This is a genomic window from Geobacter sp. AOG1 (genome assembly GCF_019972315.1).
In the GTDB taxonomy this organism is placed as follows: domain Bacteria; phylum Desulfobacterota; class Desulfuromonadia; order Geobacterales; family Geobacteraceae; genus Geomobilimonas.
Genome location: NZ_BLIZ01000001.1, coordinates 362,193 through 384,311, shown reverse-complemented (window position 1 = coordinate 384,311; position 22,119 = coordinate 362,193). Strand labels below are relative to the sequence as shown.

Below are 22,119 nucleotides of genomic sequence, written 5' to 3'. Positions count from 1 at the left end.
TGCCCTTATGTTGAGGACAAGTTGTAATTCCAGAATGCTTTTCAGGAGCGCAACCATGAAAAGACGATTTGCATACACCCTGGGGGCCGTGGCGCTGGTTCTGCTGGCGACGACCGCTGCACTGGCCATAGACGCACCGCACAATTATAACTGTACGGTCTGTCACGTCACCCACCGGAACCTGGGGACAAAGGGCACCAACAATATCTGTTTCGCCTGTCATAACCAGAGCAACCCCCAAACCGTCCACAAATTTCAGCAGACGGACTTGGCAAACCCCTATGGCACGACGGCGATGGGGACCTATACTTCCGGCAAGGGAAAACAGACCTCCCATAACTGGGCGGCTCCTGACCGGGTTCCCGCAGCAGCAGCAACCCCTCCGACCAATCTTAACATGAATACTCCATCGTCCATAACCGGCACGGTCAGTTGCGCCCGCTGCCACTCGATACATGTGGGGTATGCCGATTACACTGGGACCAATCCCAAGCGTTCCAAGCCGCTCCTCCGGATGAGAAACGACCAGGACCAGATGTGCATGGACTGCCACACAAGCCGTAACCAGACGACGTCCACCCAGGGGACCCACCCCGTCAACTTTGCCTATTCCGATGCGAGCAGAGGGCCAACGACCAAGCCGAACAACTATTATAGCCAGCCAATCAACAATGCAACCAACCCGACGGCGAACATGAAGCTTGTTAACGGGCTGGTGCTCTGTTCCACTTGCCATGCTCCCCACTTTGCCGACTCCAATGCCAGCACCTTCGATAACAATTCCAGTGCAGTCATGGGGCGGCTTTCCTCGTCGAAAGGACTCCTGCTGCGGACCAACCTGAGAGGCAAAACGGTCACCGACAGCAACATCTGCGTCAACTGCCACAAGTCGGCCGACAATCCAGCCAATTCCCTGGCCTCGATGCGTAACCACAACGGTGCAAAGAACCAGAACATCCAGTGTGCCGACTGCCACGGCGGCCATGTGGATTACGATCCCTTAGGTGACCCGAATGGAATCAAGAACGTCTTCCTGATCAACCGCTACATGAACGTCTCCACCCAGTACGGGGCGGTGAGAAACGTCCGCGTGCTCTACCAGTACACCTCTGCAGCCCTGAAAAATTTCAACAAGTCAACGGGCGGCGGGGTCTGTCTTGCCTGCCACTCTCCGCTCCCCAACACGGTTGCGGACCATCAGTATGAAAATGCAAACGAATGCCTCAAATGTCACAGCCATTCTCAGGGTTTCTCGGCGAATTGCACCTCCTGCCACGGCTATCCCCCGGTCCAGAACGTCGCCAAGGGGCCGAGCGGTTACGCGGTTGACGGCCCCAGGGATTACTCGCTTTCCGGTGTATTCAAGAATGAGTCCCAGACACCCCATGGTGCCCATGCCGCCGGCGGTACCGGCTACAATTTCGGCTGCATCGAGTGCCACAAGGGGAACAGCCACAACAACGGCAACTTCCAGCAGGTGTTCATTACCAAGACCGGCATCATCGCTTCCGATGGTGGCGTTGCCAATCCGACCTACAATCCGGCGGCCTATACCAACGCAGGCAGTTGTACGACTACCTACTGCCACAGTAACGGCAATCCTGCAGGCGTCGGCATCGCCTATCCCGCCTCGGCTCCGCGTTGGGCTGCAGGTGCTGGAACCATCATGGGGCTGTCCGGTGCTGCTCGCTGCGGTTCCTGTCATGCCGCCACCCCTGCCACCAACGCCCATACGAAACATGCCGCAGGTGGTGCGGGTAACGAAGCCTACGGTTGCGTAATATGCCACGCCGCGACGGTAAGCGACAACACGACCCTGCTGGCAACCGCGCGGCAATCCGGTGGTACACACGTCAACATGGTCAAGGATGTCCTCTTCTCCGGCGCGGTTGGAGCCAATGCCCTGAGCGGCGCCAGCTGCTCTGCCATCTACTGCCACAGCAACGGTGGTGCCGCGAGCACGACCGGTGTAGCGGCTGTCTACTCCAACCCGGTCTGGACCACCCCTTCGACCGGCCAGTGCAACTCCTGTCATGCAACCAACGCGCTTGCCACTAACGGTCATACCGCCCACCTCACGGCAACCTACGGCCCGAATTTCAACACGTCCGCCCTGCCGGTCAACTGCCAGAACTGCCATACCACCTATGTCAATGAAACCTCTGCACCGCACGTGAGCGGTACCATCGATTATGCCGCTACTGCCTGTACCACCTGCCATCCGACGGCAGGGACCTATGTCTGGAACACGGGCCGCGTCACCTGCCAGAGCTGCCACTCGGGCGCAACGCTCTCCATCATCGGCGGGGCAACTGCTCCCTATAAGGACAGCGCAGTCTTCACCTCCGGCGGCCATGGCCAGTATCCGGCGAGCAACACTTGCCAGAGCTGCCATGATGCCAACAAGGCTCATATTTCGTCGGTGGCACTGGCCGATCCCAAGCGCCTCCTCGCGGCAAACGACAACAACCTATGTACGACCTGCCACAATGCTAACGCTCCGGCGAGCAAGCAGGTGCCGACCCACGTTATAGCCAAGAACGGGTCTGAAGAGTCGAACCCGACCATGGATTGCAAGGTCTGTCACGATGTCCACGGCACAACCTTCAGCAAGATGGTACGGGCGAAGATCAAGTTCGGTGCCCTTTCTTCCACTACCATCAATTATAACGGCAGCAACTTTGTCCAGTTGACCCCTCCCTACAAAGGCCTCTGCCAGGTCTGCCATACGCTGACAACCCACTACCGGAACGGCGTCGATGAAGGGACCAACCACCCGACGACCAACTGCCTCGGTTGCCATGCCCACAAGGATACCTACGCATTCAAGCCCAAGGCCTGCGACCAGTGCCACGGCTATCCGCCGGTTCCGTCCACAGAACTTGCCGGCAAGCGCATCCAGGGTAATTACACCAGCGCCCGTGCGGAAGACTACGACACCGGCGGCGGCGTCCACGCCCGTGCCGGCCACATCAAAAAGACCGCCAGGCCGTCCGAAGGATGGGCCAACTGTACGGTATGCCATGCTAATGGTTCGATGGCACCCACTACCCACATCATCGCGGTGCCGGCACCCTACACGCCGCTCCAGAGGGATATCACCATCGACGTGGACGACAGCTACAAGTTCAATGCCGGTACGGTGCTTGATCGCACGAAGTACAGCGGGCCGCTTAACAGCACAAGCACGACGGGCACCACAGCGGGAAGCTGCTCCAACGTGAGCTGCCACTTCAAGCCCACGCCGGTTTGGGCTCCGTAACCTGTTAACGTGAATATTGGGGGTGGGCTTGCCACCCCCGCCGAAAAAATATAGAGTCCGGTTTGCTTATTTATAAGGAGTTGGCAATGAAAAGACATCGTGTAGCTGGGAACAGTCTGATACCCGTGATTGCTGTCTTGTTCTCGCTAATAGCGTTACTTGTTCAGACAGGTACGGTGCATGCTGCGCCGATAACGGACTGTGCCGGCTGTCACGGCATGCCGCCGCTGGACGATGCTACGCGCAATACTGCAACAGGTGGATTTCAGGGGAATCACCAGACCCACCAGCCTGCTGGCGCAACGGCGGGTAACTGCGGTGTTTGCCACGGTGGTGGTGTAGCGGGTTACAATAACGCCCATCGCGACGGGTTTATCCGGTTCTCCTCGAATATCAACAACTCGCCGGCAACCGGTGCCTACTCCAGGGGAACTTCCTTTGCCCAGTCTGCCACACCTGCATTGGGCACCTGCTCCAATGTCAATTGCCACTTCGAGAAAGTGACCCCTACCTGGGGAAGCGCTAAATTCACCTACACCGACAGCTCCACGAACGACTGCGACCAATGCCATCTGGCTGCACCCGCCGACGGCAATCACCCCGTTGCTGGCCAGAAACACGCAACCTACTATGGCACCACCACCGATTCCTGCGTAAAATGCCACTCCGACCACACCGCCGAGGCAAACAAGTTCGCCCACGCAACCAGCGCCGGCAATCGCGGCCTGCAGGTTCTCTTCACCGCAACACCCAACAACGGCGGAACCTACAGCGGTAATGTCAGCTATCCCAACTACCTGCCGAGCAAGAGCCCTGCCCGCAACGGCAACTGCACCAATTTGTACTGTCACAGCCCCGGTACCAAGGCGAACACCAGTGTTGACCCCCCCAACAAGACGGCAACCTGGGGAGGTACCCTTACCTGTGCCGGCTGCCACAAGGCGGACCTTGCATCTTCCGATCCCATGGCCACCGGCAGTCATCAGGCCCATGTCAATGGTTACACGTTGGGTTATACCCAGATCAAGTGCGTGACGTGCCATGCGGTGACCGCTACCTCGGGCATGACCATAAAAACCGTCGCGAATCATGTCGACGGGCAGGTCGAAGTTGCCTTTGACAATACCTCTTCCGCGAAAAACGGCACCTATAATGGCCAACCGGCAACGCCCGCATCGCCGTCCGTAAAAGCGGCCGGTCCAGGATATTCCTCTTGTGCGACGGTTTACTGTCATTCATCAGGTCAAGGGAACGGCGGTACATGGCCTCCAACTTACCAGACCCCGACGTGGGGTACCCCTGCATCCGGCCAGTGCGGAACCTGTCATGGCATCCAGTTCAAACACGATGCCGGCGGTTTCGCCATCGGGACACCGACACCTCTTACGACGGGAAGCCATACGAAACATCTCACGTTCAAATTCGGCATTACCGCCTCGGAAGTGTGCGCCGCCTGCCACGTTTACCAGACTGCTGGTGCTTGGGCACCCACAACTTGCAGCTCCTCAGCATGTCACAATAACATGGCCCAAAAACACGCCAACTACGAGATCAACGTCGGCATCCCCGACTACTTCGGTGCCTCGGCAACCTATAATGCGGCTTCCCTTACTCCCGGCACCGGCTACAGCTCCTGTTCGAACGTTTACTGCCACAGTGACGGCCAGGGAACTCCCACCTATGCACCGGCAGTTACCTGGGGGAGCGGAACGCTTAACTGTACCTCATGCCACGGCAGCGCCACGGCCAATGGCCCGAGCGGCACAGCCCTGTCCGTCAAGCATGCCGCCCACGTGAACAACGCCGCCGTACTGGGTACCAACAACAGCTTCGGCTGCGTCGATTGCCACCAGAAGACGGTAGCCGATAACACCACCCTGAATGCCACCACCGGGACCACGGCCCACGTCAACAAGTTCGTGGATTATACCGGCCTCCGTGCAGGCGGGCCTTCCCGCTACGACAACGGAACGAAGCAGTGCTCCAACTTCTACTGCCACTCAAACGGCAACGCCACGAGTCTGGTCTACGTCAATCCTGCGGCGTGGAATTCAGCTACGACCTATGGCTGCAACGGCTGCCACGGTACCAGCAATACGACGACCGGTGCGCCCGATTACGTGAGCGGTGGCGCGGGCAGCACCACTCCCAATAGCCACACCAAGCACGTGGCCGGCGCGGGTGTTACCGACACCACCGGTTGTGCCACCTGTCACTACCGTACCGTGGACGCGGCAGTTGCCGGCAAACTGCGCAACTACTCAACCCTCCATTTGAACAACAAAGAAGATGTCGCCTTCAAGGTGATTGCGGGCAAAACAGGCGTCTATAATGCGGACACCACCTGTTCCGCCACCTACTGCCACGGTACTTCCGCATCTCCGCAGTGGGGACTCACCGTAGGCGTACCGCTGGCGTGCAATACCTGCCACAGTGCCAATGCGGCAGCTTCGGGTACTGGTATCAATAACTGGTCTGCGACCACTGCCCACCGCCAGCACTGGGAAGACACAACCGTTCTTCCCACGAGCTACACCATGACACCGGGGAACAGCGGCACCTCCACCACTTACCGGTTTGCCTGTTCTTCCTGCCACCGCCCTGGTTCTTCCTATGCCGTTCACGCCACGGGACCCGCAGATCCCAAGGGCGCAGGCCAGGTGTTCTTCGGCTTTACTTCCGCCACACGGAAGGGGAGCTACACCTACGTTACCACCCAGGGGACGACCGATAACGGCTTTAACTGGACCAACGGTACCTGCGTTTCCACGTACTGCCACAGCAATGGTAACGGCGGCAACCCGGTAAACTCCTCGTTCAACTGGGCCTCACCGAACGGAACGCTCGACTGTGGCGGCTGCCACAACAAGTCGGGTGATGCAACCTGGTCAGGGACCGCTTCTCACCTGAAGCATGTCACTACCTATGCTAATAGCAACACCATATCGTGTAATTCCTGCCATAGCCTGACGGCTTCGAGCAACACGGCCCTGAGCGACAAGACGTATCATGTCAACAAGGTCAAGAACGTGGCGTTCTCCGCATGGGCCGGTGGTACCTGGTCAGGCACAACATGCTCCAACACCTACTGCCACAGCAACGGCACCAGCACCGCCTCGCCGACCCATGCCGCCATCTCCTGGGCTACACCGCCGACGGTTAACTGTGACAGCTGCCATGGCGGTACTGCAGCTAACCCGCCGGCTTCTACCCCGCACGTCAAGCACGTGGGTACCGCAGCCGGTTACAAATTCGCCTGCGTCAAATGCCATGCGCGAACGGTCAAGTCCACTGTCGACTCCACGACCTTTGCCACTATTTCCAGCGTTCACATGCACCTGAACAAGGTGAAGGATGTGGCGTTCGACAGCACCGTTAGCGGCAGCTGGGACGGCACCACCTGCACGAGTACCTACTGCCACAGCAAGGGTACCGGTGGGACAGCCCAGTCGGATGGACGGACTATCACTGCCGGCACCAATCCGACCTGGTCGGGAACGCTCAACTGCGGTTCCTGTCACGGCGGCGGCAATACCAACGGTCAGCCGGAGTATGCCAACGGTTCGCTGAAGACCAACAGCCACGCCAAGCACCCGACGGATTGTTCCCGTTGCCACTATGCCACCACCACCGACGGGACCACGATAGCCACCGCTGCTAACCATGTTAACGGTCAGTACAACATACAGCCGAATCTGACTACCACTATCGCCAGTTATACCTACGCTTCCACCGGCGGAACCTGTGCGGGGATCGGCGTATCCGGTCTCACCGGCAGATGCCACTTTGCCGGCACCGCTAAGTGGGGTGATACCCTCACCTGCGCGGCTTGTCATGACGTCAATACTCTCTCCGGTGCCCACAAACGGCACATGGGTGGGCTCAACTTGGCGACCATACCCTTCTATGCCTACACCGCTAACCAGTCAGCTGGGTCCGACACCGACGGCGTAACCTGGAAGGCCTACGCCTTCGGGTGCGGCAACTGTCACCCGATCGACAGGGGTGTGTATCACGCCGACGACACCGTCGAAGTGCAACTCGACGTCAGGACCGGGGTCAGTTCTCTTCGGGCGAAAAACGTTAATCCTTCTACTGACAAAGCACCGGGCACGGGTACGCTCAAGTGCTTGAACGTATACTGTCACAGCGACGGCAAGGGGACCTTCGTGACGACGCCGGCCTGGAACACGACGATGACTGCCGCTACGCGCTGCAGCATGTGTCACGCGAACTCGCCGACCAACGATTCCCATGCGGCCCATACGAACTACGCCTCCATCCATCAGGCTGATATCTATGCCGGTCCCGGCTACTCCGGCAAGATTGGGGCAACCGCAACGACCACCGTTGCCTCCAGTCACGGCGATCCGGCCCAGTCGACTACCATCGGCTGTAATATTTGTCACGGTCTGACGGTCAACGTCGCACGGAACAAGTACAACGGCAGCTGTTCCGCCGTTGCCTGCCATGGCAACACGACGGGCAGCAACGCCGATGCCACGGGCGCTGCCCGGATCACCGGCCTCGACAAGCACGTTAACGGTGCGAAGGATGTCTCCTTCGCCGCCATAAACGTGAAATCCAAGGCTCAGCTCCGGCCGGCCAGCTACGACTCCACGGTCTGGACGAGAAGTGCGTTCAAAGGCGGTCCGAGCGCCTCCGGTTCCTTCGACACCGCCAAGACCGCACTCAGCAACACCATGTTCAGCGGCGGCAACTGCTCCAACATCTCCTGCCACAACGGCAAGGCGGTCAACTGGACCAACGATTACGGCAAGGCCATTAGTTGCACCATCTGCCACGACAGCCTGTAGTTAACGCGATGCCGACCGGTCTGCCTGAAAGGGTGGACCGGTCGGCAAACGCATGCTAAAGTTCCGTTTCCAACGTTAAAAATCTGAGGTGAGGTCACCATGGGAAGAGTCATAGCGAAGAAAATTCGGGGGATGAATCTGTGGGTCAAGGTCGGGTTGGTAACGACTCTCACCCTGCTTGTAAGCGTGTTTACATACCAAGGATGGTATAAGCCAAAGGGGGCTGAGGCGGCTGTATCAGCACTTACGAACTTTACTGCTGCACCTATTGGGACCGGAACCACAGGGGGGACAGTAACAGCTACGTTTTCCGGTACTGGTACTACAGGAACAGACAATAATCGTATGCTAATTGTAGTGGTTGAGACCGCATACAATGGTACCCCAGCAGCGACACCAGTAACTTCAGTGACTTACGGAGGAACTGGTGCGACTAACACGTTGACTGAAGTGGTTACATCAGATGACACCCAGCGTCGAATGACGAAAATCTTTTATCTAGGTGAAACTGGCATTGCTGCAAAAGCAAATAATACAATAACAGTATCACTTAGCACTACGAGTTTGTCAGGCACCCATATTTATGCTGCTTGTTTTAAGGATGTAGATCAAGTTGCCCCGGCACCAACGTATAACACATATGTAAACAACGCCGCTACAGCACTTACGTTCGGTACAGGACTTGCTGTGCCAGCAGGTGGATATTCTGTGCTGAGTACAGTTGTAAACGTTAATACTGCACCAACTGTTACAGGAAGCACTTATACACCAGCCTACCCAGCAACTCCTAATCAGATTGCTGCCTCAGGCAACTATTCGTATGCGGCTTCGCGAGCGTCTGCATCAGCTGAAACAGTTACTCCCAGTTACAGTTTTGGTGCGATTCGCGGAGGTATAGTTGGTGCAGTACTTAGCCCAGCAGTAACTATAATTAATCCCACAGTAACCTCCACCTCTCCCAACGCCCTGCAGATCGGCGACACGGCTGATGTTACCATCACCGGTACCGGTTTCCAGAGTGGCGCCACGGCGTCGTTTGGTGCAGGCATCACCGTAAATAGCACAACCTACAATTCTGCTACCTCACTAACTGCAAACATCACCGTAACGGCGACCACGGGTGCACGTAACGTGACGGTGACCAACCCCGATACCGGCAGCGGTACCGGTACCGGCGTCTTCACGGTCAATGCTGCACCGACGGTGACCAGCACGACGCCCAACAGCCGGACCCAGGGACAGACCAACCAGAACATCACCATTACCGGTACCGGTTTCAGCAACACGCCCACTGCACCGACCGTTGTATTCAGCGGTACCGGTATCACCGTGAACAGTGTTACATATACCAGCGCCACCTCTCTCACCGCAAACATTGACGTCGCACCGGACGCCACAACCGGCGCGAGGAACGTGACGGTAACCAACGCGAGGGGAAGTGCCGGCACCGGCACCGGCGTGTTCACGGTCAACGCGGCCCCGGCACCGACGGTCACCGCCACAAGCCCCAACAATGCGGGCCAGGGGACCAATAACCTGAACGTGACGATCACCGGTACCAACTTCCTGTCAGGCGCGTCAGCGGCTTTCAGCGGAACGGGGATTACGGTCAATTCGACTTCGTATGTGAGTGCAACCCAGCTGACGGCGAATATTACCATAACAGCAGGCGCAGCCACCGGCCTGAGAAGTGTTACCGTTACACTTCCGGGCGGCCAGACGGGAACCGGTAACAACGTCTTTACCGTCAATGCCGGAACCTGCACGGCGAATGCGCCGACCGTGACCCTGAGTGCGGATGCTGGTGTTCAGAAAGGGCAGCAGACGTCCTATGCCTTGTCCGTCACGAACAACGACAACTCATTCTGCGGCAGTACCCCCTTCACCATTGCCGTCGGCACGGAAACGGGGAACACTGCAAGCTTCGTCCTTCCGTCTGTACTGGGGAGCACCACCACTGGCGCGCTGGCTCCGGGTGCGACCTACAACACCACCCTCACGGTAAAAGCCCAGGCGGCAGCCGTCGTTGGCAACACCCTGACATCTCAGGTCAATGTGAGCGGCGCTGGCCACACCACTCAGTCCGACAGTGCTATAACCACCATCGTCTCCTCTTGGACACAGAATGATCTTCTTCACAACAGCACCAACGCAACCAATATCTCCAAGAGCACTCCCTACTGGAATGCCAATGGCGGCTGGGGACTTCCCGGCACCAAGTACGGCGCCTTCGACTGTACCACCTGCCATATTCCAGGGTCTACCAACATCTCCCGCATCAAGGTGACCCTCACGGCGCCGGATGCGACCGCATTCCCCGGCAGCGCGGTGCTGTTCCAGTCCAAGACGACGGTGAACGATGGTACCAACCCGAGCTTCGGGGTCTATTCGGCGGCGATCACCAATTCCACCAAGATCTGCGAGGTCTGCCATTCACAGACCTGGTATCACAAGCAGAGCATGACGGCGATCGTCGGTCACGAGAATCAGGCAAAACAGGTCGACTGTATCGCCTGCCATAAGCATAACCAGGGTTTCAAGGCGATCGGCGGCTGTACCATTTGCCACAAGTTCGTCCAACGTAGCGACCGGTCCGCCGTGATGAGCCAGTTCAGCAGCGGCAATTCCCACCATATCCAGGGTGCCGGCGTTACGGATCAACAGTGCTACCAGTGCCATTGGGAAGCGAACATTGATGGTACGGTCAACGTCAACTATCACGGCGGTTCCCTCAAGACCGGCTCAACGGTGGACTTGGTTGTGTACCAGAGCGGTGCGCGACCTGTGGCGCGCAGTACTACAACGTTCGTACCATATTCCGCCACCGGCACGCGCCATGATATACAGAAGCTGAACACGGTCTGCATCGGCTGCCATAGCGCGGCGAGTGCGACGGCCGTTCCCTTCGGTGACGGTAATACGCCCCAGAAGTACGCGTGGGACGGCAAAAGCATCGACGAGAGATACTCACAGACAGGCGGAGTGAAATGGGGCAAATACTCCAGTTCCGGAACCAACGCCCATAACGTCAATGCCAAGGATACGGTGGTAAAGGCGTTCTCAGCCCATGGTAACACGTCTTTCAATAAGCGTGGCTGGAGCACCACTAATGGTATAGACAGTTCTCTAACTGATACCAGCGGGGCGGTGAACGTTCTCTGCTATGACTGCCATAACTCTCATGGCTCGACGGTCAAAGGGATCACCAGCAACTATTCCAGCGCCACGGGGCGCAACCATGGCGCGATCCTGAAGGACACGGACAACGGTATCGGCGGTTACACTGCCAATTACCAGCCCTCGTCCGATTCCACTACTGCCAACGCCAAATACAATCCGGGCGCGGGACTCTGCTTCGACTGCCATCTGAACTCCACCGCCGGCGCGACGGTGCCATGGGGTTACCAGGGGACCTTCGGTGCAACGCAGCGCATCATAGGGTACTGGGATTCACCGTATTTCAAGACTCCGACCGTTGCCGGCGATTATTTCGGCCCTGCCCAGAGGTATGCCTATAAAGCCACCATAGTAGCAAACAAGGGTGGCCATTTCGGCGCCTCGTCGACGCTGGACAACCCTCCCGACGCCCAGCACCAGATCAACGGGCTTTGCACGCCGTGCCACGATCCGCACGGTGTCAGTCCGACCCTCAACCAGAAGTACTCGGTGCCGTTGCTGAAAGGGACCTGGATGACCTCCCCCTACAAGGAGGACGTAACTCCGGTAGCCACTAATGAGTCGCGTGGCGGGACGAACCATGGCGGTTCAAACACACAGCGGCCAAACAAGCAGAATGTGAGCAGTACACCACGGTACTACATCGACCAGAACACCTTCGGTGGCTCTACCACCGTGAACCAGGTCAACTTCGGGACTGCGCAAACCGCCAGGGAATGGAACCTCGCCGATACCACGAACCGGGTTACGGAGACGGACACCCAGTTTGGCGGTCTCTGCCTCGACTGCCACAGCAAGACGCTACTGGCACCCAAGGCGGGCCAGAACGTGGCGCCGGACGCCTGGAAATCGCGGTCCAGGATTCATGGCACGGTAAAGGGATGGGCAACGACATCCACGGCGGCGGATGGCAATGCGAACAACAAGGTTCACTCCTATACCTGTTCCAAGTGCCATGCCCCCCACAACTACCGGTTGCCCCGCCTCATGGCCGTCAACTGTCTCAACTTCGAGCACCGGGGGCAGAAGGGGACCACGGGCATAATCGGTGTAACGACAGTTGCCGGTGTTGCCAGTTCGACCGGCTATGCCAATCCGACCGATGATGGTTTCCATGAAGTAACGACCGGCCAGTGCGGAAAAGGGCGGGGCCGGTTCCCGGTCGGTGGCGGGTACTACAGTCCGACAACCAGCCCACGCCAATCGGCCCAGAATCCCGGTACATGGTGGTTTGGCAATACAGCCACCGGGGCTTTCAACAGCTGCCATGACAACGCCAACACGATAGATACCACCTATCCCATGAAGCAGCGCTGGAACTCAAAAACGCCATGGTAAGGTGACATGAGAAGTGACGAGGTCCAACTCTTGCACAAACGGCAAGTGAGTGCGGAAAGGAGATGAAACGATGAAAAAGCAGACCTACACGAAACCGAAGGTGGTTGGTTCAGCGAATGTGCATCCCTGCTGAAACGAAGTGAACCATAGTGTTGATATGCAGTGAATTGAGGAGGTGGGGCCGGATGGCCCCGCCTCTATTCTTTTTCAGGGAGACCCTGTGAAGCGTACCACCAATCCTACTGTTACCGCTGCGCTGGCTGCCGGGCTTGTTTGCCTGCTGGTCTATCTGCGGGCACTGGGGTGCGATTTCGTCAACTACGACGATCCCGCGTACGTCCAGAACAATCCGATCATACGTCAGCTTGACGGGAATCTCCTTTTCTCCGTGTTCACCCAACCCCATGTCGGTTTCTGGATGCCGCTCACCTGGCTTTCCCTTGCCCTGGATTATCGTTTCTGGGGGCTGAACCCCGTTGGCTACCATCTGACCAATATCCTTCTCCATGCTATCAATACAGGGCTGGTGGTGTTGATTGCAGACCGGCTCATAAAGCGGGGACCGGTGACCGGGGACCGGGAACAGCCTGATTATATAAGCTTCTTGATGCTACTTCTCGCCGGCCTATTGTGGGGGATTCACCCGTTGCGGGTAGAGTCGGTGGCATGGGTAACGGAGCGGAAGGATGTGCTGAATGGCCTGTTCTCCCTTGGCTCCATTCTCTGTTATCTGCGCTACGTGGGAGACAGGGAGCTTCATGGGTTGAAAGATGCAGCCGGCCGTTGGTATGTCGTTTCCCTCGTGCTGTTCCTTCTGTCGCTCATGGCGAAATCGGTGAGTGTGGTTATTCCTGCCATGCTGCTCATCGCCGACTGGTATCCCCTGGGGCGCTTCAGGCGGGAGAATATACGGTCAGTACTGGTGGAGAAGATTCCCTACCTGCTTATTGCGGCAGCCATTTCCCTGCTGACCCTTCATTTTGCGGCGGAGAGCCGCATACTCATTTCAACCGCCGACCTTTCCTTCTACCAGAGACTCATGCTCTCCGGCAGCGCAATAGTGGAATACTGCAGGATGCTGCTCTATCCCGTGGGAATCATCCATCTGTATCTCATCCCCATCCCGGTCCCTTCCCGTTACGCCGTAATAACGGCACTGGTGGCTGGCTTCACTTGCAGCGTCATCTATGCTGGTCGTAAGACCCCATGGTTGCCAGCAACGTGGTTCTTTTTCATCATCCCGCTAGTGCCAGTTCTGGCATTTTTTCAGAACGGTGTGCAGGCGTATGCCGCCCGCTTTACCTATCTTCCTTCAGTTGCTCCGAGCATCGCGGCGGCGGCCGGCATTGCCTTTGTTCATAAGAAGTCAAAGGCCTCTGCTCAACGATATCCTGCTATTCTCCTTTCCGTGCTCATTGCATCTCTATTGGTTTTCTACGTTGCCACGACGGAACGGCTTATCGCCAGCTGGACAAACTCGGAAACCCTCTGGTCGAGGCTTATCAGCTTCCGGCCCATAGGGAGGGCTTATTTCTTCCGGGGGGATTATTACCTTGTGATCGGTAATTATGTAGCCGCCGAGAAAGACTTGACCACGTCCATCCGTCTGGCGCTGGAGGCGGGGAATCCGGAAGTCTTCAACCTCTACGCCATGCGTGGAGACGCGCTCAGTAAAAGTGGGCGTTACGATGACGCGGTAAGGGATTTCACGACCGCAATTGGCATGTATCCCCATCCGAACTTCTACTATCATCGAGGGGGCGCGCTCAAGGCGCTGGGGCGAGAGCGGGAGGCGGCGGCGGATTTTAGCCGGGCGGGAGAGGATACGGGGCCGTTAGAGTGGCATACGCTGCCGTAAAGGAAAGCTTCTTGACCCTTGAGACCACAGTCAGTCTTTACCGGTGTTTGTGGAATTATCTAGTTTTCATCCGGAAACAGTTCTTTTCCGCCCTGGCGGCGTCAACCATCGGGTTTGCTTGTGCGGCGTACCGACGTACGCCTCCGCGCAATCCCTCGTTTTCCTTGCCAGAACGAAAAACTCCTCGTTTCCGAATTGGAAACTGATAGTGTCTCATCCGGAGTTTCCGGATGGACACTATCTAAGGGCGGCTGCACGGACTTTGGCTAGATTGTCTTTCAGGTCAGGATCGTCAGGATAGTAGCTGAGAGCTTTGAGGAGATAACTTTCCGCACTACTCTCGTCGCCACGCATCAGCGCAATTTGTGCCAACGTCGTCAGTGTCGTGCGCTCTTTGGGGTTCGAAGCAAGAAGCTTATGGAACGTCCGGTCCGCCTCAGTCAACCTTCCCAACCGCACCTGGAGCAACCCCAGTTCAGTCAGGACGGACTTGCTCTTCCCGTATCGGCGACTTAACCGTTCAAGGAGCGCGAGCCGCACTTCCGGGTAGCGACCTGTCTTGTCGAGGAATACATCGAGATTTTCCTCCTGGGCAAAGTTTGTGGTGCGTGTCGCGATATCAGCCACACCGGATTCCACCAGAGAAGGCGGAAGGCGTGACTGATCGGTGCGGAGCCAGAAGGAGGCGGCATTGTCGAGATACACCAGCCGCCAGGCTGGATCCGACGACACCAGCGGCAGCAGCCCGGCTGCTTCCCGCGATACGTGTTCGAGCAGCAACCCCCGGATATCGTAATGCCGCACGAATTCATGCCACGGGGCAGGCTGGTCTTGGGCATGGTCAATTGTTTCAAATACCCTGTGCATCTCCTGCTGGTCTACGGCTTCAAGGCGAGCGTCGTAAAAGGGTATCCGGTCGGGGAAGCCGTAATACCCGTAGAATCCGCCTAGGGAGTGGGAGTTGAAAACCTGTCCCGCAAAGCCGATCCTGTCGAGGAAAGCGGGAAGCTCCAGCGGCGCATAATCGGACGACATCCCCACGCCGAAACGGTAGGGTATCTCGGTCCTGAGATACTGGAAGGCCGGGCGCGGCGACCAGACCAGGCCGATGGTCACCATGACGGCAACTGCCAGAGCTCCGCATATTCTCCGAAGACGGTCTGTGCCGAGCAGAGACAGGTTTTCAGCAACCAGTGGCGCGGCGACAAGGGCGAAGAGGGGGAGATTGCGCCGGGCGGTCATGGAGATTGCAAGCAAGGCAAACGCCACCAGCGTCCGCGCCAGAGACAGCTCCCGCCTCTGTTTCAGCAGCATCCCCAGCCACGTGACCAGAAGCAAGATAATGAGAGTTAGGTAGCACCAGAAGGCGATGGATGAAAGCGAAGACGCGAGAAAAGGGGATTCCATTTCCCCGATTGATTTGAGGACCGGTGAGGCTTTCGGCCCGACTTCGGTGAAGAGGAGCCAGGCGAACTGCAGGCTCTTCCAGCCATAGGGGGTCATCAGGCAGCCCGCCGTTACGGCACCGGCCGCTATTCCCAGCGAACATGCTTCAGTATACCCCTCCCCCCGTATCCCCTCGATGATGGCAGCCACGAGATAGCACCCGACCAGGAACGGCCCGATGACGAATACCCCGTGGGAGTTTGCCCAGATTACTTGCAGACCGGCCAGCAGGGCTATGTCGAACCATGAGCGGTATTTTCCCTGTTGGAGGCGCCATGAAAATACTGCCACCATCACATAGGTTACGATTTCCGGTCGAATGGTGAAGCGTTCTTCACAGGCGATGGCGGTTACCAGCAGGAGCATCCAGGCGCCAAGGGGAGATGTCCATTTCCGTGTCGAGCGGTAGGTAAACCAGAAGGCCATGCCCCAGAGAATGACCTGGACGGCTTCCAGCCACCAGAAACCGGCAATGCGATAACCCGCGGTAAGCAGCACTTGGAAAAGCCACTGGGAGTCGTGGAGCGGCCGTCCCATGCCGAGCAGCGTAAATCGGTCCGTTGCAGGGAGACCGTTTCTGAGAATCTCCTTTCCGAGGGCGAGGTGAAACCAGACATCGTATTCGGAAACCTGGCGAACCAGGAAGACGCCGATGATGGCCATGGCCAGCAGGCCGATTCCCCAGGTAAGGGATGAACTCCGTAGCAATCTCTTCACGTTCAGCCTTCGTGTCTCGGGGAGTGTTGAGGGTTTCTCCCCCCGACATTGGTGAGAATGCCGATGGCCCCACCTGCAAGCCGTCTTAATTCCCTGAATGATCCGAGGTTCTTTAACCGATTCCAGATTATCTTTGGCCTGAAGTAAAAGCGCCGGTACGCCGTAGTTATGTACTCTGACACCTCTTCGCGTGTGACACCGGTATCCATGAGTTCAACCAGCTCGTCTTTGGATTCATCCAGGGTATATTCCGCCCAGTAGTCTTCCAGACCCCGTTTTCGGTAGTATGCATAAATCTCCGTGTCGGGCAACGGCAGGAGGAGGGAGAACTGGGCATAATCGAGGGGAAGGTCGAGGGAAAAGCGGATGGTGTCCTCGATGGTTTCACGGGTTTCCCCTGGGAAACCGAAGAGAAAGAACCCAAGGGTTTTGATGCCGCTTTGCCGGGTGTAACGGATGGTCTCCGCCACCAGTCCTGGCGAAATGCCCTTGTGCATCCTGGCAAGGATCTCCGGGTTGCTGGATTCAATGCCGTACATGATCGTGTGGCACCCGGCTCCCCTCAGGCTGTCGATCATCTCCCTCGTGACCACGTCCACCCTGCTGCGAACGGAAAACCCCACCTCCAGCTTTCTGCGGCCGATCTCCGCGCAGATATCCATAACCCGTTGGCGGTCGGCGGTGAAGGTGGAATCATAGATGTCGAAGTCGCGGATGCCATGTTGCCTGAAGTTCAGTTCGATTTCGTCGACAAAGTTAACGGCGGACCTGACGCGGTATTTCTGGTGGTTGGCATTGCAGAATGCGCATTTGAAGGGGCAACCGCGCGACGAGATCATGGCGGTGAAATTTTTCTTTCGGGTCAGGATGTTTTCGTACAGCTCATTCCTGATCAGATGCCGGGCGGGGAAGGGGATGGCGTCGATATCATCGACCGCTTGGATCGTCCTGTCTATGTACAGTTCACCGTTTTTCCGGAAACCGAGCGATCTGATGCCGTCGAATGGACTCCCGTCCCGGAACGCCCGAACGAACTCGGGAAGCGGCCGTTCCGCCTCGCCGACGATGCAGAAATCTATGGCAGGATGGGACATGGTTTCATGGGGATAGAGGCGGACATGCTCCCCCCCGACCAGAACCGGCAGCCCTGTCCCCTCCTTGAACCTTCGAATCCATTTCAATACCGGATGGAAGCTCATGGTGGTGATCGTGAAGCCCAATAGATCAGGGGCGAATGTCGTTATCCGCTCCAGGACCTCGGGATAGCCGAGCCTCTCCGCATCCATATCGATGAGATCGACGTTGACCCCTTCCTTTTCCAGGAGCGCGGCCACGCACAGGAGACTCAACGGCGGGACGAAACCGAGGCTTTCATCCCTGAAGGCGACTTCCTTGTAGTTGGGATTGAGCTGGTTGGGGGTGAAGATCAGGCTTACTTTCATGACGAAATCCAGAGTTGGTTGTCCGATGGTTCTATTTAGGGGCGTACCGACGCACAATGTCGTCGAAACGGGGTTCTCCCCTGATGGCCGACAGATGCCGGTCGCCGACAAGTTTGCCGTAATCATTATAGCCGCGCTGCAAAGCTTTCTCCAGCCAATTCAGGGCCTCATCACGGTGGCCGGCCTCCGATTCGATACATGCCAGTTGATAGGCGGCGGCGGGATCGTTCCACCCCTTTGCCTCTATCTGGCCATACCAGGAGCGGGCCTCATCAAGGTGCCCCTGCGCAAGGGCCAGATTTCCCAGCATGGCAACGACCTGCATGGCATCCGGCTGTATGGCGAGAGCCTGTCGATAGGCTTTTTCAGCAGCCGGATAATCACTCCGTTTCTGATAGTTGTTGCCAAGAGCGGCCCAACCAACGGCATAGTCCGGCTTTATCCGGAGGAGTTTCTCTAAAAACTCCGCCCCCTTGTCCAGTTCCCCCAAGCCGGTGTACATTTCTCCCAGCCCATACAGTATCTCGGTGTTCGCCGGATTGAGGTCGAGTCCGCGCCCGTAAGCCTGGAAAGCCGCCTCTTTGTTTCCGGAAAGCCGGTATGTTTCGCCGAGGAGTTCCCAGGCGCGGTCACTTGCCGGAACCTTGGCGGTGGCATCGCTCCAGAGCGTCAGAGGGTTGCGCCAGGCCCCTGCCCGCTGGAACGAAGCAACTGACAGGGCCACAAGCGGCAGCGCCAGCAACAGGTAAAGCATCCAACGGCGTCCCGGTCCAAGCCGGTCCCGCAGCACTGTTGCCCCCGCGCCGGCCAGTGCTGCAACTCCGAGCATGGGGAAGTAGAGATAGCGGTCGCTCATGATGAAGCTGATGGGGACGATCTGGGACACGGGCAGAAGGCCAATCCAGAAGACGAGCACCCAGAAACCGAGTCGCCGATCTCTTCTGAAAAGCCATACCCCCGACAGGGTCACCATGGCAAGGAGGAATGCTGCCATGGCCACGGTGGCATCAAAAGAATGGTGGATGGTGGGGGCATAGATGGCGCTCAATCCTGACGGCCAGACCACCATTCCCAGGTATCGGCAGAAGACCGACAGCATGGTGAAGAATGTTGCCACGGGGCTCCCACCGGGATAGTCCATCCGGGTCCCCTCGCTTTCCCACTGGGAGTGTACATTCAGGGTGGCGACAGCTATGACGCCGGCGGCAAGGATGAACGGAATCTTGTCCTTCAGCCGCAAACGCCGGCCTCCCTCGGGAAAGCAGAGGTCGTACAGCACCAGGACCACCGGGAAGATCACGGTTATGGACTTGGACAGCAGGGCCAGTACGAAAGCGGCCACGGATGCGGCATAGGCGAGTCGCCCCTTGCCGGGAGCGGACTCGCGGTACCGGCAATAAGCTTCCCAGGCCAGGAGGAAAAAGAGCATGGCCAAGGTGAGCCTGCGCTGGGTTATCCAGGCTACCGACTCCACCTGGACGGGGTGGAGCAGGAAGAGCGCCGCGGTAACGAGGGCGGACAGTCTCTCCCCGTACCAGCGGATGACAAGCCGGTACACGAGCAGGCCATTGATGGCATGGAGGATGATGTTGGTGAGGAGAAAGCCGCCGGCCCTGAGACCCCAGAGGGTGTAGTCCAGCATGTAGGAAACGGTCTCCACCGGTACATAGGAGCCGATGACATCGCTGGTGAATGCCTTCCGGAGATGCCCCCAGGAAAAGCCGCGTATGGACTCGTCGTAGAGCACGCACCAGTTGTCGTCCCAGTTGATCAGGAAATCGTGCCCGAGTATCCTGCCATACACCACAGCGACCATGATGGCGAGCATGGCAAAATCAATCAATTTCTCCTGCCGGTGAGTCGTCGCCTCCACTAGTTCTTCCTCCAGCGAATCCGCAGATGTGCCAACGGATCGAACAGCAGGTTCAACTCCGTCTGGCAGTTCAGATAACAATCCCGACACCGCGAGACGACGGTTCGATGCTGCTGGTATTCAGCTGAGTGCCACACATCGACAAGACTCCCCTGCTGGACGTTGGCGATGAATTTCCCCCAGTTTATCCAGGGAACACAGGGGAAGACCCGGCCGTAGCAGTCAACGGCAAGGGAGTTGTAACCGGCCCTGCAGCGTACGGGGGAAGGACGCCCGGCGAAGGAGGACCGGAAGAGCCGCAAGTGTGCCGGTGAATTTTCGATACTTGCCCCTTCTTCCCGTGCCTGGAGCAGCGCATCGACCAAGCGGTCGACCCTGGCCAGGAGCATGTCATCGGGGAGGTTGCCAGAACCGGAAAGGTTGGGGGCAAAGGGCTGGCGAGGGATGAAGTCCATGCTGTCGGCCCCGAGTTCACGGGAAAGATGGATCAATTCCGGTGCTTCCTCGATATTCGTTTCGTCGATGACCGCAACGATTTTGAGACGCAGCGGCGATTTTTGCTGCCGTCGCAGGCGGTGGAGGCGGTCGATGGCTGTTGCCGCCCGTTCGAAGGCACCGCTCCGATTTCTGATCCGGTCGTGGGTGGCCGGTGTTGCCCCATCCAGGGAAATGTTGACGGAGTCGGTTCCGGCCTCGATTATCCGACGGGCCTCAGTGTCGCCGAGGTAATAGCCGTTGGTGTTCAGGTGGGCGATCATCCCGTGTTTGCGGGTGCAGGCGAGCAGTTCGAAGATGTCCTCCCGCAGCAGCGGCTCTCCACCGGTAAAGCCGATGCCTGCCGTTCCGAGCCGGGCAAACTCGCTGATGATTCTGCGGAACCGCTCGGTGTCGAACTCTTGCAATCCTTCCATTGCTTGTGTCGCCCCTTTCCGGGGCATGTCGCACATGGCGCAGTCATAATTGCAGCGGTAGGTGACCATGATCGTCCCGAGGGCGGGGCCGCACAGGGGTCGATGGAGAAGGTCGGAAAGGTGAAGGAGCAGATATTGCTGGCTGCGTCTGGCCAGCCATCCTAGGCCGTTCTTGCTGACCTTTTTCGCAATGATATCCCGCAGGTTTCTTCTGATCACGGCGCTCTCCTCCCGGCCGTCAGCAGGTTTGCAAGGATGGTCTGGTATGCCTCGCACGGCGTCCAGCAGCCGGGGCAGGTGCCGTCACAGACTGCTTTCCGTACGGCATGCCGCTTCGGACCGTTCCAGATGCGGTAGAGGTCATAGTCATTCTCCCGCAGGGAACCGACGGGGGTGGCAAAGACTGAGCAGGGATAGACGATTCCTGTCGGGTCGAGGAAGCAGGATGCTGCTGCCGCCTGACAGGGAAGCGGGGGCGTTCCGGTCAGCAGATACTCCTGGGCCAGTCGTTGATAGCGGTGTTCGAGGAAGGCAACCGGATTGAAGAGCTTCCGTCGCCGTGCCATCCGTATCCGGTCGAGCAGCGGTCCTGCCTCGTGGGGGGCGGGCATACCGGTAAAACTGGCATTGGCATAGTAGTGACCTGAAATATGGGCCAGATTGACATGTATATCGTCATAGGACAGCGATCCGATCTCATGCCGAGCAGCTGCCAGCATTTCGGGCAAGGCATGGAGGTTGGCCTTCTGTAGGGTATAACCGAGATAGACCGAAAACCGCCGGGATTGCAGCGTTCTGAGTTGGCGGAATGTGGCTAGCGCCCGGTCCCACGACCCGGGGAGGTTACGGATCGTGTCGTGGAGGTCACGTGGGCCGTCGAGGCTCACGGTGACCATGAAGCGCGAAATGGTGAGGTGGTCCAGTATCTCTCGTACCGTTGCCACGATTTTTTCCGTCTGGTAGCCGTTCGTGGGGAAATTGAGGAGATACAGGCCGCGGCAATGGGTAGATATGGAACGGACGATGTCGGCAATATCGTCACGCAGAAACAGTTCCCCGCCGGTAAGGTTGATCCACGAGAACTTGTTGGCACGGGTAAAGAAGGCGTCGATCTCCGCCAGTGAAAGTTCGTCGGCCGGCGGCTTCTGCCAGATGTTGCACATGATGCAGCGTGCCTGGCAACGACCGGTTACCGCATAGGTCAAGCGGTAGGGGTAGGGGAGCTCGGCCAGATTGCTCTGGACGATTTGGCGGGCGAGCTTTGCAAGACGGCGCACC

At 57.9% G+C, this 22,119-nt stretch carries 9 protein-coding genes and 1 pseudogene; 5 read left to right on the top strand and 5 right to left on the bottom strand.

The window, feature by feature from the left end:
• Nucleotides 1-55: 55 nt before the first annotated feature.
• The 5 genes and pseudogenes from LDN04_RS01655 to LDN04_RS01640 all read left to right on the top strand — a co-directional run bounded on the left by LDN04_RS01655 (nucleotide 56) and on the right by LDN04_RS01640 (nucleotide 14,452).
• Nucleotides 56-3,262 carry a CxxxxCH/CxxCH domain-containing protein gene (locus LDN04_RS01655; RefSeq protein WP_223905698.1) on the top strand — a complete coding sequence of 1,069 codons (3,207 nt, stop codon included), beginning with the start codon at nucleotides 56-58 and terminating at the stop codon, nucleotides 3,260-3,262.
• A gap of 86 nt (nucleotides 3,263-3,348) precedes the next feature.
• Nucleotides 3,349-8,079, top strand: a complete 4,731-nt coding sequence (locus LDN04_RS01650) for a CxxxxCH/CxxCH domain-containing protein (RefSeq protein WP_223905696.1) — start codon at nucleotides 3,349-3,351, stop codon at nucleotides 8,077-8,079.
• A 99-nt stretch (nucleotides 8,080-8,178) separates the two neighbouring features.
• Nucleotides 8,179-9,207, top strand: a pseudogene (locus tag LDN04_RS16930) (hypothetical protein); the annotation flags it as partial.
• 3 nt (nucleotides 9,208-9,210) lie between these two features.
• Entirely contained in the window at nucleotides 9,211-12,594 is a 3,384-nt protein-coding gene (locus LDN04_RS01645; RefSeq protein ID WP_238482220.1) for a cytochrome c3 family protein, read from the top strand.
• A 220-nt stretch (nucleotides 12,595-12,814) separates the two neighbouring features.
• Nucleotides 12,815-14,452: a tetratricopeptide repeat protein gene (locus LDN04_RS01640; protein WP_223905693.1), complete on the top strand. Its 1,638-nt coding sequence runs from the start codon at nucleotides 12,815-12,817 to the stop codon at nucleotides 14,450-14,452.
• Between the two features lie 237 nt (nucleotides 14,453-14,689).
• Here LDN04_RS01640 and LDN04_RS01635 read toward each other — a convergent pair whose 3' ends face one another.
• Genes LDN04_RS01635 through LDN04_RS01615 form a run of 5 tightly spaced genes read right to left on the bottom strand, consistent with a single transcriptional unit; the run spans nucleotide 14,690 to nucleotide 22,118 of the window.
• Nucleotides 14,690-16,615, bottom strand: a complete 1,926-nt coding sequence (locus tag LDN04_RS01635; protein ID WP_223905691.1) for a M48 family metallopeptidase — start codon at nucleotides 16,613-16,615, stop codon at nucleotides 14,690-14,692.
• A gap of 2 nt (nucleotides 16,616-16,617) precedes the next feature.
• A complete protein-coding gene (locus LDN04_RS01630; protein WP_223905689.1) occupies nucleotides 16,618-18,057 on the bottom strand; it encodes a B12-binding domain-containing radical SAM protein in 1,440 nt (479 codons plus the stop codon).
• Between the two features lie 31 nt (nucleotides 18,058-18,088).
• Complete coding sequence (locus LDN04_RS01625; RefSeq protein ID WP_223905687.1) at nucleotides 18,089-19,930, bottom strand: tetratricopeptide repeat protein; 1,842 nt, start codon at nucleotides 19,928-19,930, stop codon at nucleotides 18,089-18,091.
• Nucleotides 19,930-21,060: a radical SAM protein gene (locus LDN04_RS01620; RefSeq protein WP_223905685.1), complete on the bottom strand. Its 1,131-nt coding sequence runs from the start codon at nucleotides 21,058-21,060 to the stop codon at nucleotides 19,930-19,932. The genes LDN04_RS01625 and LDN04_RS01620 overlap by 1 nt, the downstream gene beginning before the upstream one ends.
• The gene (locus LDN04_RS01615) at nucleotides 21,057-22,118 is read right to left on the bottom strand and encodes a radical SAM protein (RefSeq protein ID WP_223905683.1); all 1,062 of its coding nucleotides are present in this window, start codon (nucleotides 22,116-22,118) and stop codon (nucleotides 21,057-21,059) included. Before LDN04_RS01615 ends, LDN04_RS01620 begins: the two co-directional genes overlap by 4 nt.
• Nucleotide 22,119 lies beyond the last annotated feature (1 nt).